Here is a 14,145-nt window from a genome sequence, read left to right as displayed (position 1 = left end):
GCTTTGCTGGATCAGGAGGAGTTCGCACCATGGCCGGTTTCACCCATCTTTTCATTCCCGGGCCGACCAACATCCCCGAACAGGTCCGGCAAGCGATGAACCTGCCGATGGAGGACATGCGCGCCGCATCCTTCCCCGATCTCACCTTGCCGCTGTTCGAGGATATCAAACGCGTCTTCAAGAACGAGACCGGCCGCGTCTTCATCTATCCGTCCTCGGGCACCGGCGCCTGGGAAGCGGCGATGACCAATGTGCTCAGCCCCGGCGACCGCGTGCTGATGTCGCGCTTCGGCCAGTTCTCGCATCTGTGGGTCGACATGGCCGAGCGGCTGGGTTTCGAGGTCGACGTCATCGACTGCGAATGGGGAACCGGCGTCCCGCTCGAACTCTATGCGGAGAGGCTGAAGGCCGACAAGACGCACCGCATCAAGGCGGTCTTCTGCACGCAGAACGAGACGGCTACGGGTGTCACCAGCGACGTCGCCGGCTGCCGCGCCGCGCTCGATGAGGCAAACCACCCTGCCCTGCTCTTCGTCGATGGCGTGTCGTCGATCGGCTCGATCGACTTCCGTCAGGAAGAATGGGGCGTCGACTGCGCCGTCAGCGGCTCGCAGAAGGGTTTCATGCTGCCCGCCGGCCTCGGCTTCCTGTCGGTGAGCAAGAAGGCGCTTGTCGCATCGAGAACTGCGGCCCACCGGCGCTGCTTCTTCTCCTTCGAGGACATGATCCGCGCCAACGACGCCGGCTATTTCCCCTACACGCCGGCGACGCAGCTGCTGCGCGGCCTGCGCGCCTCGCTCGACCTGATCGCCGAGGAAGGGCTCGACACTATCTTCGCCCGTCACCATCGCCTCGCCGAAGGCGTGCGCAAGGCGGTCGATGCCTGGGGCCTGAAACTCTGCGCCAAGGCGCCGAAATGGCATTCCGATACGGTCAGCGCCATCCTGGTGCCGGATGGCATCGACAGCGGCGACGTCGTCAAGCGTGCCTACCGCACCTACCAGACATCGCTCGGCGGCGGCCTCAACAAGGTGTTCGGCAAGGTCTTCCGCATCGGCCATCTCGGCTGGCTGAACGAGGTGATGGTGCTGGCCTCGCTGTCGGCAGCCGAAATGGCGCTGCTCGATTGCGGCGTGCGGCTGGCGCCGGGCTCCGGCGTCGGCGCGGCCATCCAGCATTTTCGCGCCTCGGCCGCGGTGCCGGTCGCCGAAGCGGCGTGAGAGGGAGCCGACGATGAGCCACACCATCAACCATTTGAAGAAACTGAGGCTGCAGCGCAGCGAGCTGGCGGTTCCCGGCTCCAGCCCCGAGATGATCGACAAGGCGGCCAACAGCGCCGCCGACTTCGTCTTCCTCGACATCGAGGACGCGGTCGCGCCGCCCGACAAGGAACGCGCCCGCAAGAACATCATCCAGGCGCTCAACGACATCGACTGGCGCGCCAAGGGCAAGACCGTCTCGGTGCGCATCAACGGGCTGGATACCCACTATATGTACCGCGACGTGGTCGACGTCATGGAACAGGCCGGCGACCGGCTGGACACCATCTTGGTGCCGAAAGTCGGCGTCCCGGCCGACCTCTATATGGTCGAGGCCATGGTCAACCAGATCGAGATGGCCAAGGGTTTCAAGACCCGCGTCGGCCTCGAAGCGCTGATCGAGACCGCGCTCGGCATGGCCAATGTCGAGGCGATCGCCGCGACGCCTGGCCGGCTGGAAGCCATGCATTTCGGCGTCGCCGACTATGCGGCGAGCTGCAAGGCGCGCACCGTCAATATCGGCGGCCTCAACCCCGACTATCCCGGCGACCAGTGGCATTTCGCGCTGTCGCGGATGACCGTCGCCTGCCGCGCCTATGGGCTTCGCGCCATCGACGGGCCGTTCGGCGATTTCTCCGATCCGCAAGGCTACATAGCTGGGGCCAGGCGCGCCGCGGCACTCGGGATCGAAGGCAAATGGGCGATCCATCCCTCGCAGATCGTACTCGCCAACGACGTCTTCTCGCCGCCGGAAAAAGAGGTCACGCGCGCCAGGCGCATCCTCGAAGTGCTGAAGGAAGCCGAGGCGCAGGGCAAGGGAGCGGCCGCGCTCGACGGCAAGATGATCGACGCCGCCTCGGAGCGCATGGCCAGAAACGTATTGGTGGTCAACGAAGCGATCGAGCGCGCAGGCCAACTTAGCCAACGAGAGCCGCGCGTCGCAGCACTTTGACTTTGACTGTTCAGGGAGGACAAAATGGATATCCACGAATATCAGGCCAAGGAACTGCTGGCACGGTACGGCGTGCATGTGCCGCGCGGTGGGCTGGCCTACAGCCCCGAACAGGCGACCTACCGGGCGCGCGAGATCGGCGGCGGCAAATGGGTGCTGAAGGCGCAGGTGCATTCCGGCGCGCGCGGCAAGGCCGGCGGCATCAAGCTGTGCGCCAATGACGAGGAGATCTCGAGTGCCGCCGAAGCGATGTTGGGACGCAAGCTGGTGACGCAGCAGACCGGCCCACGCGGCAAGCTGATCTCCAGGCTCTATCTCGAGGAAGCCGTCGACATCGCGCAGGAACTCTATGTCGGCTTCGTCCTCGACCGCAAGGAAGAGCGCGTCATGATCGTGGCGTCGGCCGCCGGCGGCATGGAGATCGAGGACATCGTCGAGAAGGCGCCCGATTCCATCCTGCGCACATCGGTCGATCCCGGCGTCGGCATGCAGCGGTTCCAGGCGCGCGAGATCGCCTTCGGGCTCGGCCTCGACCACGATTTGATCGGCAAGGCGACCGAGACCATCTTCAGCTGCTATCAGGTGTTTCGCGACTACGACGCTTCCATGCTGGAGATCAATCCGCTGGTGGTGACCCGCGACGGCAATCTGATCGCGCTCGACGCCAAGATGTCGTTCGACGAGAACGCGCTGTTCCGGCGGCCGGAAATCTCCGAACTGCGCGACAAGAGCCAGGAAGACCCGCGCGAGACCTTCGCCAGCGACCGCGGCCTCTCCTATGTCGGCCTCGACGGCAACATCGGCTGCATCATCAATGGCGCGGGCCTCGCCATGGCGACGATGGACATGATCAAGATCGCCGGCGGCGAGCCGGCGAACTTCCTCGACATCGGCGGCGGTGCCTCGCCCGAGCGGGTGGCGAAATCGTTCCGCGCCGTGCTCGGCGACAAGAATGTCGAGACCATCCTGGTCAACATCTTCGCCGGCATCAACCGCTGCGACTGGGTCGCCGAAGGCGTCATCAAGGCGATCCGCGAGGTCGGCGTCAACGTGCCATTGGTGGTGCGGCTCTCCGGCACCAAGGCCGAGGAAGGGCGCCGCATCCTGGCCGATTCCGGCGAGGCGGTGATCGTCGCCGACACGCTGGCCGAAGCCGCCGAAAAAGCCGTCGCCGCATGGCGCGCGGCCGCCAAGAAAAAAGCAGCCTGAGGGAGGTCGAGAAAATGGCAATCCTGCTCAACCGCAGCACCCGCGTCATCGTCCAGGGGTTCACCGGCAAGATCGGCAGCTTCCACGCCGAGGACATGAAACGCTACGGCACCAAGCTTGTCGGCGGCGTCACCCCCGGCAAGGGCGGCCAGAAGCATCTCGGCCTGCCCGTCTTCAACACGGTCAAGGGCGCGGTGCGCGAGACCCGCGCCGAGGCCAGCATCGTCTTCGTGCCGCCGCCCTTCGCCGCCGATTCGATCATGGAAGCAGCAGACGCCGGGATAAAACTCTGCGTCTGCATCACCGACGGCATCCCCTCGCAGGACATGATGCAGGTCAAGCGCTACATGCGCCGCTACCGCTTCGAGGACCGCATGCGGCTCGTCGGCCCGAACTGCGCCGGCGTGATCACGCCCGGACAGGCGCTGATGGGCATCATGCCCGGCAACATCTACCTGCCCGGCCGCATCGGCATCGTCGGACGCTCCGGCACGCTGGGCTACGAGGCGGCCTCGCAGATGAAGGCGCTCGGCATCGGTGTGTCGACCAGCGTCGGCATTGGCGGCGACCCGATCAACGGCTCGTCCTTCAAGGACATTCTGAAGCTGTTCGAGCAGGACGACGAGACCGACGCCGTGGTGATGATCGGCGAGATCGGCGGACCGCAGGAGGCGGAAGCCGCGATCTGGGCGCGCGACAATATGAGGAAGCCGCTGATCGCCTACATTGCCGGACTTTCCGCCCCAAAGGGCCGACGCATGGGCCATGCCGGCGCCATCATCTCCGCCTTCGGCGAGTCGGCGCAGGAGAAGGTCGAAATCCTGAAGGAGGCCGGCGTCATCATCGTGCCGACGCCGTCATCGTTTGGCGAGGTGGTGGCCGATACGCTGGCCAGGATGAAGAAGGCGGCCTGATTTCAGGGTCTCTCCACGCTGGCGGTGTCCTTCACACACGCCCGCGCGATCGTTCCGTGTCATAAGGAGAGTCGGCGATCACCCTTGCCGGGCGCCGCTCGCCGAGAATTGAAACCTCCAGCGCCGTACCGGGCGTTCCAAGCCCAGCGGCAGCAGCGCCAATGCTATGTCATGGCCAAATACGTGGGCGTAACCTGCCGCTTGAAGCGTCACCATGAGCCTAGTGCGCGCATTCGCGCAGCAAGGTTGTGATTTTCGCATCAAGATCGCGAGCGACGGCAAGGGCCTCCAAACTGCCATAAGGGAGCAGACAACTCTCCATTTTGTCGTAGGAGACATGAACGCCATCGAGACGTTCATCAACAAGGACTGTGACTGGAGCGTAAGATCCAGCATCGGGAACGTGCTTGACCATTTCTTTCATGATGAGTGGATTGCCCACCAGGAACCGCATGCTCTTGGGAGTCTCGGTTCCAGTTTCGCGGCGCAGAATGGCGCCCAAGTCGAATTCCCCGAAGAGCATGAGACCTGTTCGGCCGAGGCCGCTTTGCACAACGCGCTCCAAATCCGAGAAGGAATTTGCAGCCCTCGTCGCCTTGAAAAATTCGACCATGTCAGGTTGCCCGACCGCTGACTTGAGCGCGGCCACAACGGCGTCGAATGGTTTGGAACACGTCAGGCTGAAACGCTCAACCTCGACCTTTGCGATTGTCATTTCTTTCTCCGCAACAGCTCTCAGGAATAAAGGGGCGACCGATCGCGCCGTGACCACCGCTGATTACGCTTCCAGGAAGGTCCGGACGTGGCTGACGAACAATTCGTGGTACTGAAACAGGGCGCCGTGGCCGGAATCGGGATAGAGGACCAGCTGAGCGTTGCTTAGAGCCTTGAACATTGCATAGGCGTTGTCCGCCGGCAGCATGGTATCGTGGCTGCCGCTGACCACAAGGGCGGGCTGATGGATGGCGCGCAGAATAGCGTGCTCGGGATCAGGTGTGGCGCACCAGGTAATAAGCGCCTTGGCCTGTGGATCCGTCACCGCGCCGCCATTATCGGTGTCCCGATCTTCCCCGCGCGCCTTCGCCCGCTTCAGGAACGCCAGGCCGGCCGACTGGCTGGCGGACGACTTCGTGAAGAACAGCGGCAGGCGGGGGTCCGGCGCGTCGGTTTGGGAAAACGCGTCCTGCAGAACCGCCAACAGATGTTCCTCTCCGCCTTTCGGAGCGGTGCCGACGAGGATGAGCTTGCGCACCAGCGTTGTGTGCTCGGCGGCGATCTGCTGCGCGATGAAGCCGCCGAGGGAAAAGCCCAGCAGGTCGACTTGGGAGAGGCCGAGCAGGTTGATAAAGGCGACCGCGTCTGCGGCCATCGCCGCGATGTTGTCGGGCGTTTGGCCTGTCGAGCGGCCGACCCCGGCATTGTCGAAAACGACCACCGGTCGATCGGTGGCCAGGGCATTGACGACGGCGGGGTCCCACGCATCGATGTTGCCCGAGAAATGCTGCAGGAGAACCAGCGGCGTTCCGGTCGATGGGCCGAGGCGGCGATAGGCGAAGCGGATTCCGCCGCCTTCGATGTAAAGGGTGGGCGCCGTTTCTAGAGTGGCGGCGTTCTGGCTCGCGGTGTCGAGTTCAGTCATGTCATCCTCCGGATGCTTGGCATAAATAATCGAGTAGCTGGTGCGGTTTTGGCCAAGTTTGAGCCGCTCGCGGCCCAAGGCATTTCGTAGCCGGTCGAGCACGGGTGGTTGCTCCCGGCACGAAAGTGCCGGGAGCGGTATCGTCACTTCACGAGTGCGGCCTTTTCAATCACCGCGGCGACTTCCTTGGCGTGGACGACCAGGGAGGCGTGGCTGCCGGCGACCTCCGTCGTATGGGCCTTCATTCTGGTAGCGAAGATCTTCTGGACCTCGGGTGCAATGACCTTGTCCTTCGTGCTGATCACATAGAATGTCGGCTTGTCGTGCCAGGCTGCCGTATCGACGGGAGCCTCGAACGCCGTGTGGTTCAACGGCAGCTGATGGTTTGCCAGGGATTCGGCGATCTCAGGAGGAAGATCGGCCGCGACTGCCGAAGGAAATACTTTGGGATCGATGTAGAGGTTGCCCTTTTCGTCGGGATGAATCGCCGCGCCGCCTTCGGTTGCCGGACCGCTCTTGGCCAGGCTCGCCAGGGATTCTCCCACGTCGGGCGCGAATGCGGAGACATAGACGAGCGCCGACACCTTGGGATCTTCACCTGCCTGCGTGATGACCACACCGCCCCAGGAGTGGCCAACGAGAACGGTCTTGCCGTCCTGTTTGGCGAGCGCCTGTTTGGTGGCATCGACGTCCGCCGCGAGGGAGGTGAGCGGGTTTTCGACGAGCGTTACGTTGTAGCCCTTCTTCGTGAGGATATCGGCAACCGGCTTCCAACTCGTCTGGTCTACGAAAGCGCCATGGACGAGCACGATATTGTGAGCCGCCCCCTTGGGCAGTTGAGCTGATTGGGCGGGGGCGGCAACTGTTGCTCCGGCCATGAGGACGGTGGCGACCGAGAGGAGAAGATTTCGCATTGGTGCTCCTGTTGAGATACGGACGACGCGGGTCCGGGAAAGGACAGATGTGTCGGCACAAGTCGCGGTTCTTCCATCTGCCGTTTGCGGGTTTGCTCCGCGACCTGTTGGCTCGACTTGGGATCAGTTAGTACGTGGGGCATTCGGACGTTAGGCATCAATCGTCCGAATATTGTGTCTGACCGTCCGTCGTATTAGCATCGGGGGATGGACATCCTCGCCCAAGTGCTTGATCGCGTCCGCCTCGGTGGCACCCTGCTCTTCCACTTCGAGCTCGGCCATCCATGGAATCTGGCATTGCCAGCGCGCCCATACGCCCTGTTCCATTATCTCAGTCGTGGCTCAGCCACCCTCGCGCTCGATCAGGGGGGAGAACTCCACATGACCGAGGGCGACTTTGTTGTCGTCACGCGTGGCGAGCCTCATGTGATCTACTCGGATAGCCGGACAGAGCCGTTACCGATTGTCGATATCGATCGGCTAGCTGGGCGTCTTGGCATCGTTCGTCACGGAGACAGCGCGCAGCCGCTCGCGACGATGATTTGTGGTAATTTCACAGTGGCACGGCCCTCGCGCGGCAGCGTTTTGGAATTGCTTCCGCCCCTGCTTCTGCTGAAACCGACGGAAGACGGTGGATGGCTCGAGGCGATTCTACAACGCATGGTGAGCGAGGCAGCGTTCGAGCGTCCCGGACAAGGCGTCGCGCTCTCGCGTCTGACTGAAGTGCTCTTCGTTGAGGTGTTGCGGAGCTGGATCAAGTCGCTCGGCCCCGGAGAAGGCGGGTGGCTGGGGGCGATGGCGGATCCGCACATAGGACCGGCACTTCAGTTGATCCACGAACGACCGGATCGGCCCTGGACGATTGGCGAGCTCGGGCAAAGCGTGGGACTTGGTCGGTCGGCGTTTTCGGCTCGCTTCACCAAGCTCGTTGGCGAGCCCATGTACCGTTATCTGATCTCACGCCGGATGTCGGAGGCCGCTTTTCTGCTCGAAACCAGCGACGAGGGGATTGCACGGATTGCGGCCCGTGTCGGCTATGAGACCGCGGCCGCGTTTTCGAAGCTGTTCCATCGACATCACGGCCTATCGCCCGGCCGCTACCGAGCATTTCGCCGCTCTGACGGTGGCCGGAGGCAAGGGGACGATCTGGAAGCAGAAGTCGTCGATTGAGCTCCCGCGCTTGGGGATAGTCGAGCGTGCGCGGCAACCAGAGCCGCGCGCATGGAGCCAAGATCAGGCCAAGATTGCGCAACAAAACTTAACATCACTTCACGCATGCAGCCACTTTCATTTGAAATAGTCCGAGCATCAGGGGCACTTACTGCCTCGCTGCTCTGGAGCATGCATGTTCAAAATCGTGTCTGGAATGTTCGCCGGCCGAGCCTCTCTCGCGGCGATGACAATCCTGTTTTCAACGCATCCGGAGATCGTACTGGCGGCGGACGCTATTGCCGTCGATACCGAAGAAGACTTGACCCCGCCGCCCGAGCCTTCGCGTTTCGGGCGGTTCGAACAGAAACTGGCCGACTGGCATGTCGTCCTTGGCGGCGGCGCCATCATCGTCCCCAAATATGAGGGCAGCAACGAGTTCAAGGTCATGCCGGTGCCCTTCGTATCGGCGACATTTCTCGACACGGTGAGGATCGACCCGACGGGCGCCAACATCGCCCTCTATGAACAAGGGCCGTTCGAATTCAGTGCGCGGCTTGGCTATGACATGGGCCGCAAGGAAGACGATGCCGATCACCTGCGCGGCCTGGGCGATGTCGACATGGGCGCGATCGTCGGCGCGAAGGCCGCGATGAAGTTCGGCCCGGCGGAAATCTTCGCACAGTTGGACAAGACCATCGGCGGCAGCGATGGCATAGAGGGCACGATCGGGATCGAGGTGACCCGGCCGCTGTCGCAATCGTTGATCGTCGGCGCCGGCGCATCGGTCATCTTCGCCGACGAAAAATACATGCAGGCCTACTTTGGCGTCACGCCGGAACAATCGGCCCGCTCGGGGTTGGCGCGCTATGATGCCGGCGCCGGGTTAAAGCGCGCCGATTTTTCGATTTCCGCCACATATATGCTCAATCAGAACTGGATGGTGCGCGGCCAGGCGGGGGTCGGCATTCTCTTGGGTGACGCCGCCGACAGCCCTGTTGTGGTCGAGAAGGTCCAGCCCTCGGGGATGCTTCTCGTCGGATATCGGTTTTGATGCCAACACATGGTGCAATGCAGGCTGCGGCAAACCGGATCGATTTGAACGCAGAGTTCAAATCGCCGAGGCAAGGGTCGCATGTCCTCATTGTCGAAGACGATGTCGAGATCGCGCGTATGCTGGGCGAGACGCTCACCGAAAACGGCATGATCGTGGAAATCGCCGGCAACGGCGCCCGGATGAACGCCGCGCTTCTCAACCAGAAATTCGACCTGATCGTGCTCGATATCATGCTGCCTGGTGAAAACGGCCTCAGCATCTGCCGCCGTCTTCGCGCGCACACGAATGTTCCGATCCTGATGCTGACGGCGCTTGGCGAGGAAATCGATCGCATCTTCGGACTGGAGATCGGTGCCGACGACTATGTGACGAAACCGTTCAGCGCGCGCGAACTGACGGCAAGGATACGGGCGTTGCTGCGCCGTACGGCCTACGCTCCCGAAGAGCGGGATCGATCGAAAGTGCTTCGCTTCAACGGCTGGCGCCTCGATCCCGTTCGCCGGCAATTGCATGACCCGAGCAATGCGCGGGTTGCGACCACGACGCACGAATTCGATCTGTTGCTTGCGTTCTGCCGCAATCCAGGCCGGGTTCTGTCGCGCGAGGAACTTCTCAGCGTAACCCATGCCGGACTTGCCGGCCCGATCGAGCGAAGCGTCGATGTCCATGTCAGCCGCATCCGCCAGAAGATCGAAAAGGACGCACGCGACCCGGTGCTTCTGAGGACGGTCCGGCTGGGTGGCTACATTTTCACCGCGACTGTGGAGGAAGCGTGAGGGATTTGGCCCGGCGTTTCCTGCCGCAGTCGGTCCGCGGGCAGTTTGCGGCAATCATTTTCACCGCGGTGATTGTGATCATGTCGGTCGGATCGGTCGTCGAAGGTTGGATAGAGAATGTCGACCTTCCCGTTGTGGAAGATTGCGAAAGGCGGGCCGCCATTGTCGCCGCCCTGTTGCGCAAAACACCGAGCGAAGCCCGTGGTGCCCTTCTGGCAACGGCAACGCGGGCAGGCTTCGATTTCAAGATCATGCCCAAGGAACAGACCCACACTATTCCCTTTTCCTATCTGCAATCGCGGAGCATCGAATGGCTCTTCGCAATCGACAGGGGTGATGGGCACTGGACAAGGATCGACGGCCAATACGCGTATGTCGTCGATCTGGACCAGCAGAGCGTCCTGGCTCACTTCGGCATGCCCGATTCCTGGCTGACATCAGGCTTCGTCCGTGCCTTGTTCTACCGATTCATGGCTTTTGTCGCCTTGCCCGTCCTGATCTGGCTGTTTGCGGTATGGGCCGTGACCGACCCATTGAAGCGCATCTCGGCGGCGGTGGGGGAAGCCGAGATCGAGAATGGCAACGAGCTTTTCGCCGAACACGGCTCGATCGAAATGGTCGGCCTGGCGCGCGCCCTGAACACGATGCGGAGGCGTATCCGCACGATGATCGAAAACCGCACGCGCATGCTGCGCAGCGTCAGCCATGATCTGCGCACACCGTTGACGCGGCTGCGGCTTCGCGCCGAGCGCATGGATGATGGGTCGGTCCGAACCGCCATACTGTCCGATGTCCAGCACATAGAAGATCTGATCGACGAGACGCTGACCTATCTGCGCAACGATGTCTCGACGGAGAAACTTCAGCGGGCAGACATTGCCAGCGTGCTGCAAACCGTTTGTGCCGAATTCTCCGATGTCGGGTTCTCGGTTACCTATTCCGGACCGGACAGACTCCTGGGCTGGTGCAAGCCCAATGCGCTGGCGCGTGCGATCACCAATCTGTGCGACAACGGGGTCAAATTCGCCGGCAACGTCACCGTTGCATTGACGCAGGCCGACACAGCGGCGCGCATCGCAGTCGGCGACGACGGGCCGGGCATTTCGATGACGGCACGCTCCAGCGTTTTCGAACCGTTCTTCAAGGAAGACATGTCGCGCGGCGTTGCCTCGAAGCACGGTTTCGGCCTGGGCCTCTCGATCGTGGCGGACATCATCCAGGGCCACGGCGGCAAGATCGAGTTGCATGACAACGAGCCGAACGGCCTCGTTGTTACGATCGATCTGCCGAACGGACCAAACGTCCAGCCCTTATAGGACGGCCACCGTGCCGGGGATTCCCCTACATGCGTCCGCGCGCGCCTTCCGGGTCATAGGGAGAGTCCGCGATCACTTTTGCCGGGCGCCGCTCGCCGAGGATTGAAACCTCCAGCGCGGTGCCTGGCGTGCCAAGCTCCGCCGGCAGCAGCGCCAGGGCTATGTCGTGGCCAAACGTATAGGAGTAACCCGCCGAGGTGACGCGGCCGACAAGCTTGCCGTCGCGATAGACGCCCTCATAGGCAAAGGCGCTTGCCCCATCCGTATCGATGGACAGCGTGACGATCCGGCGCGTCGTGCCCTGCTTTTGCTTCGCGGCCAGGGCGGCACGGCCGATGAAGTCGCCCTTGTCGAGCCTCACGAAGCGGTCGAGGCCGCTTTCCCAGGCCGACAGTTCGAGGTTCATGTCGCGGTACATGGCGCGGTAGGACTTGTCGAGACGCAGCGATTCCAGCGCCTGCAGCCCGACCAGCCTCAGCCCATGCGCCTGTCCCGACGCCAGCAGCGCATCCAGCAAGTGCCGCTGGTAGCAGAGCGGATGATAAAGCTCCCAGCCAAGCTCGCCCGAATAGTTGACGCGCATCAGCCGCACGTCGCTGGCCAGGCCAACGGTCGCCGACCGCACGCTGAACCAGGGGAAAGCCTCGTTCGACAGATCGATCTCGGTCAGCGGTTGCAGCACTTCGCGCGCCTTGGGTCCGACCACGGTGAAGCTGCCGCGATCGTTGGTGACATTGCGCAGGTGCACGCTGCCGTCCTTCGGCAGCAGCCGGCTGAGGTCGTCGTGGTTCCAGCGCTCGGCGCGGGGCGTCGAGACGAGGTAGAACAGGTCGCTCTCCAGCCGCGCCACGACATACTCGGCCTGCACGCCGCCGGCCGGCGTGATGTGATGGGCGAGCGCGATACCACCGAGCTTCGGCAAGCGGTTGGCGAGGATCCCGTCGAGCCAGCGCTCGGCGCCCGGGCCGCTAACCTCGAACTTGGTCATAGGCGTCATTTCGACCAGGCCAACGGCTTGCCGGACGGCCTGGACCTCCTCGCCGACATAGGTACCCTTGGCGGTCCAGCGCCAACTGTACGAGTTGCGGGCCTCGACGCCCGAAGGCGCGAACCAACTTGGCATTTCCCAGCCGTTCAGCACATCCCACACCGCGCCGAGCTGGCTCAGCCGCTCGTAGGACGGAGCCGTTTTCTGCGGCCGTGCCGCCGGCATGTCCTGGCCGGGATAATGCTGTGCCGCATGGGTGCCCCAGGCTTCCCGCACCTTCTCCCGGGTCCAGTTCTTGTTGGCATGGTCGCCAAAGCGTCGCGGATCCAGTTCCGCCGTGTCGATGCTGTTGCCGCCTTCGACAATCCGCTCGGAAAGATAGTGGCCGATCGCTCCGCCCCACAGGATGCCGCCAGGCACGCCTTCGGCGAGCCAGACATTTTGAAGCCCCCAGGCCGGCCCCATCAGCGGCAGTTCATCGGCCGTCATCTGGAAAGGTCCGCGCACATTCCGCTTGATGCCGGCGCGCCCGAGCGCGGGCACCAGTTCGCTCGCCCGTTCCCAGTTCCAGGAAACGGCGTCGAAATCCTCATCGAGCAGGTCGGCGCCGAACCATTCCGGCACGCCGTTCTCGGCGAACAGCTTGAGCTGTTCGGTGCGCTCGTAGGGGCCGAACATCAGCCCGTCTCCCTCTTCGCGCAGATAACCCTCGTAGCCCTCGTCCCGCAGGATCGGCATTTCCGGCAGGCCAAGCCGCTTGCGCTCCACCACTTCGGGCACCGCCTCGGTGATCCAGTACTGATGCACGATCGGGATGGCCGGAATGTCGAGGCCAAGCATGGCGCCGGTCTGGCGTGCATAATTGCCGGTGGCGAGGATGACGTGTTCGCAGATCATGTCGCCACGCGAGGTTCTGACCTTCCACTCGCCGCCTGGCAACCGCTCGAAACCCGTCACCTCGGTGCCGAGATGGATCTTCGCGCCAAGGTCGCGCGCGCCCTTGGCCATTGCCTGGGTCACGTCGGCGGGCGCGATATGACCGTCATCGGGATGATAGAGCGCGCCCAGCATGTCGTTGTTGTTCAGCAGCGGCCAGATCTCGTGCGCCTCTGCCGGCGATACGATCCGCGCCCGGATCGCCTGGACCTCGGCGACATCCATGTAGCTGCGGTATTCGTCGAGCCGGTCGCGCGTGTTGGCGATGCGCAGTTGGCCGCATTTGTGCCAGCCGACCTTCTGGCCGGTTTCGGCTTCGAGGCCTTCATAGATCTCGATGGACTTGGCGATCATGCGGCCGACATTGAGGCTGCGCGCATAGGAGGGTATCAGCCCCGCCGCATGCCATGTCGAACCGGCGGTGAGCTGCGTTCGCTCGAGCAGCGCGACATCGCTCCAGCCGCGCTTCGCCAGGCCGTAAAGAATGCCTGCGCCGACACAGCCGCCACCGACGACCACGGCCCGGAAATTGCCCAACATAAGCGATGCCCCTGGATGGAGTTGTCACGGGCACTATAGGCAAGCGCGAACTCGTCGGTCACGCCATTTGCGACGCTGGCGTGGCGAATGGCGATTGGTGCACCATTGCGTGCCGGCGCGCACTGGCGCCGAGGCAAGGCGGATCGGAGAGAGAATGGTGCGGTCGAGAATTGTCGCATTATGAGGCTGGCAAAGGACTTCCGGCCAAAATGCCCCTCACCTCGACCGTTGATTCCGTTGAACAACCCCTTGTGCTCCCCCCACCGCTCGCGGCGCTCTATGTCGAAACTGGCGGTTCATATTTCAATCTACCTGGCGTCGATCCTTGGGATGAAGCGCGTGACGCGCGCCAGTACGCCGGGCCATGGCCGGTTGTCTGCCATTCTCCATGTCAGCGGTGGGGTAAATTCTGGGCTGGCCAACCGCTGTTCATCAAGCAGACCGGTATCAGGAAGATAAAGGGCGATGACGGCGGGTGCTTCGCCCATGCGCTATG

12 protein-coding genes are annotated in these 14,145 nt (G+C 63.0%); 8 read left to right on the top strand and 4 right to left on the bottom strand.

Annotation, left to right across the window (positions count from 1 at the left end; translation table 11 throughout):
• The first annotated feature begins 29 nt into the window (after positions 1 to 29).
• The 4 genes from LB568_RS18635 to sucD are packed head-to-tail and all read left to right on the top strand — an operon-like array spanning position 30 to position 4,334.
• Positions 30 to 1,220, top strand: a complete 1,191-nt coding sequence (locus LB568_RS18635) for an aminotransferase class V-fold PLP-dependent enzyme (protein WP_224730936.1) — start codon at positions 30 to 32, stop codon at positions 1,218 to 1,220.
• Between the two features lie 13 nt (positions 1,221 to 1,233).
• The gene (locus LB568_RS18630; protein ID WP_013894917.1) at positions 1,234 to 2,211 is read left to right on the top strand and encodes an HpcH/HpaI aldolase/citrate lyase family protein; all 978 of its coding nucleotides are present in this window, start codon (positions 1,234 to 1,236) and stop codon (positions 2,209 to 2,211) included.
• Positions 2,212 to 2,235: 24 nt separating this feature from the next.
• Complete coding sequence (locus LB568_RS18625) at positions 2,236 to 3,420, top strand: malate--CoA ligase subunit beta (RefSeq protein WP_224730935.1); 1,185 nt, start codon at positions 2,236 to 2,238, stop codon at positions 3,418 to 3,420.
• Positions 3,421 to 3,434: 14 nt separating this feature from the next.
• Positions 3,435 to 4,334 carry a succinate--CoA ligase subunit alpha gene (gene sucD, locus LB568_RS18620; RefSeq protein ID WP_013894915.1) on the top strand — a complete coding sequence of 300 codons (900 nt, stop codon included), beginning with the start codon at positions 3,435 to 3,437 and terminating at the stop codon, positions 4,332 to 4,334.
• Between the two features lie 220 nt (positions 4,335 to 4,554).
• Here the strand turns inward: sucD and LB568_RS18615 are convergent, their stop codons facing one another.
• The 3 genes from LB568_RS18615 to LB568_RS18605 all read right to left on the bottom strand — a co-directional run bounded on the left by LB568_RS18615 (position 4,555) and on the right by LB568_RS18605 (position 6,887).
• Positions 4,555 to 5,049 carry a DUF302 domain-containing protein gene (locus LB568_RS18615; RefSeq protein ID WP_224730934.1) on the bottom strand — a complete coding sequence of 165 codons (495 nt, stop codon included), beginning with the start codon at positions 5,047 to 5,049 and terminating at the stop codon, positions 4,555 to 4,557.
• 63 nt (positions 5,050 to 5,112) lie between these two features.
• The gene (locus LB568_RS18610; protein WP_041164816.1) at positions 5,113 to 5,973 is read right to left on the bottom strand and encodes an alpha/beta fold hydrolase; all 861 of its coding nucleotides are present in this window, start codon (positions 5,971 to 5,973) and stop codon (positions 5,113 to 5,115) included.
• A gap of 143 nt (positions 5,974 to 6,116) precedes the next feature.
• Positions 6,117 to 6,887: an alpha/beta hydrolase gene (locus LB568_RS18605; protein WP_140575878.1), complete on the bottom strand. Its 771-nt coding sequence runs from the start codon at positions 6,885 to 6,887 to the stop codon at positions 6,117 to 6,119.
• Positions 6,888 to 7,094: 207 nt separating this feature from the next.
• Between LB568_RS18605 and LB568_RS18600 the strand changes: the two genes are divergently transcribed.
• The 4 genes from LB568_RS18600 to LB568_RS18585 all read left to right on the top strand — a co-directional run bounded on the left by LB568_RS18600 (position 7,095) and on the right by LB568_RS18585 (position 11,185).
• Positions 7,095 to 8,057 carry an AraC family transcriptional regulator gene (locus LB568_RS18600; protein WP_140575880.1) on the top strand — a complete coding sequence of 321 codons (963 nt, stop codon included), beginning with the start codon at positions 7,095 to 7,097 and terminating at the stop codon, positions 8,055 to 8,057.
• Positions 8,058 to 8,232: 175 nt separating this feature from the next.
• Positions 8,233 to 9,090, top strand: a complete 858-nt coding sequence (locus LB568_RS18595) for a MipA/OmpV family protein (RefSeq protein WP_224730933.1) — start codon at positions 8,233 to 8,235, stop codon at positions 9,088 to 9,090.
• 17 nt (positions 9,091 to 9,107) lie between these two features.
• A complete protein-coding gene (locus LB568_RS18590) occupies positions 9,108 to 9,869 on the top strand; it encodes a response regulator (RefSeq protein WP_224730977.1) in 762 nt (253 codons plus the stop codon).
• Positions 9,866 to 11,185, top strand: a complete 1,320-nt coding sequence (locus LB568_RS18585) for an ATP-binding protein (RefSeq protein ID WP_224730932.1) — start codon at positions 9,866 to 9,868, stop codon at positions 11,183 to 11,185. Before LB568_RS18590 ends, LB568_RS18585 begins: the two co-directional genes overlap by 4 nt.
• Before the next feature lie 25 nt (positions 11,186 to 11,210).
• Here LB568_RS18585 and LB568_RS18580 read toward each other — a convergent pair whose 3' ends face one another.
• Positions 11,211 to 13,649: a GcvT family protein gene (locus tag LB568_RS18580; RefSeq protein ID WP_224730931.1), complete on the bottom strand. Its 2,439-nt coding sequence runs from the start codon at positions 13,647 to 13,649 to the stop codon at positions 11,211 to 11,213.
• Positions 13,650 to 14,145 lie beyond the last annotated feature (496 nt).

This window comes from Mesorhizobium sp. B263B2A, from assembly GCF_020165775.1.
GTDB lineage: Bacteria > Pseudomonadota > Alphaproteobacteria > Rhizobiales > Rhizobiaceae > Mesorhizobium > Mesorhizobium opportunistum.
This window is presented reverse-complemented; position numbering and strand designations above follow the sequence as displayed.

What these genes read in the sequence shown, in the direction of transcription:
- LB568_RS18600 (WP_140575880.1), top strand. Translation starts at nt 7,095, where the DNA reads ATGGACATCCTCGCCCAAGTGCTTGATCGCGTCCGCCTCGGTGGCACC.
- LB568_RS18630 (WP_013894917.1), top strand. Translation starts at nt 1,234, where the DNA reads ATGAGCCACACCATCAACCATTTGAAGAAACTGAGGCTGCAGCGCAGC.
- LB568_RS18610 (WP_041164816.1), bottom strand. Translation starts at nt 5,973, where the DNA reads ATGACTGAACTCGACACCGCGAGCCAGAACGCCGCCACTCTAGAAACG.
- LB568_RS18635 (WP_224730936.1), top strand. Translation starts at nt 30, where the DNA reads ATGGCCGGTTTCACCCATCTTTTCATTCCCGGGCCGACCAACATCCCC.
- LB568_RS18590 (WP_224730977.1), top strand. Translation starts at nt 9,108, where the DNA reads ATGCAGGCTGCGGCAAACCGGATCGATTTGAACGCAGAGTTCAAATCG.
- LB568_RS18605 (WP_140575878.1), bottom strand. Translation starts at nt 6,887, where the DNA reads ATGCGAAATCTTCTCCTCTCGGTCGCCACCGTCCTCATGGCCGGAGCA.
- LB568_RS18580 (WP_224730931.1), bottom strand. Translation starts at nt 13,649, where the DNA reads ATGTTGGGCAATTTCCGGGCCGTGGTCGTCGGTGGCGGCTGTGTCGGC.
- LB568_RS18595 (WP_224730933.1), top strand. Translation starts at nt 8,233, where the DNA reads ATGTTCAAAATCGTGTCTGGAATGTTCGCCGGCCGAGCCTCTCTCGCG.
- sucD (WP_013894915.1), top strand. Translation starts at nt 3,435, where the DNA reads ATGGCAATCCTGCTCAACCGCAGCACCCGCGTCATCGTCCAGGGGTTC.
- LB568_RS18615 (WP_224730934.1), bottom strand. Translation starts at nt 5,049, where the DNA reads ATGACAATCGCAAAGGTCGAGGTTGAGCGTTTCAGCCTGACGTGTTCC.
- LB568_RS18625 (WP_224730935.1), top strand. Translation starts at nt 2,236, where the DNA reads ATGGATATCCACGAATATCAGGCCAAGGAACTGCTGGCACGGTACGGC.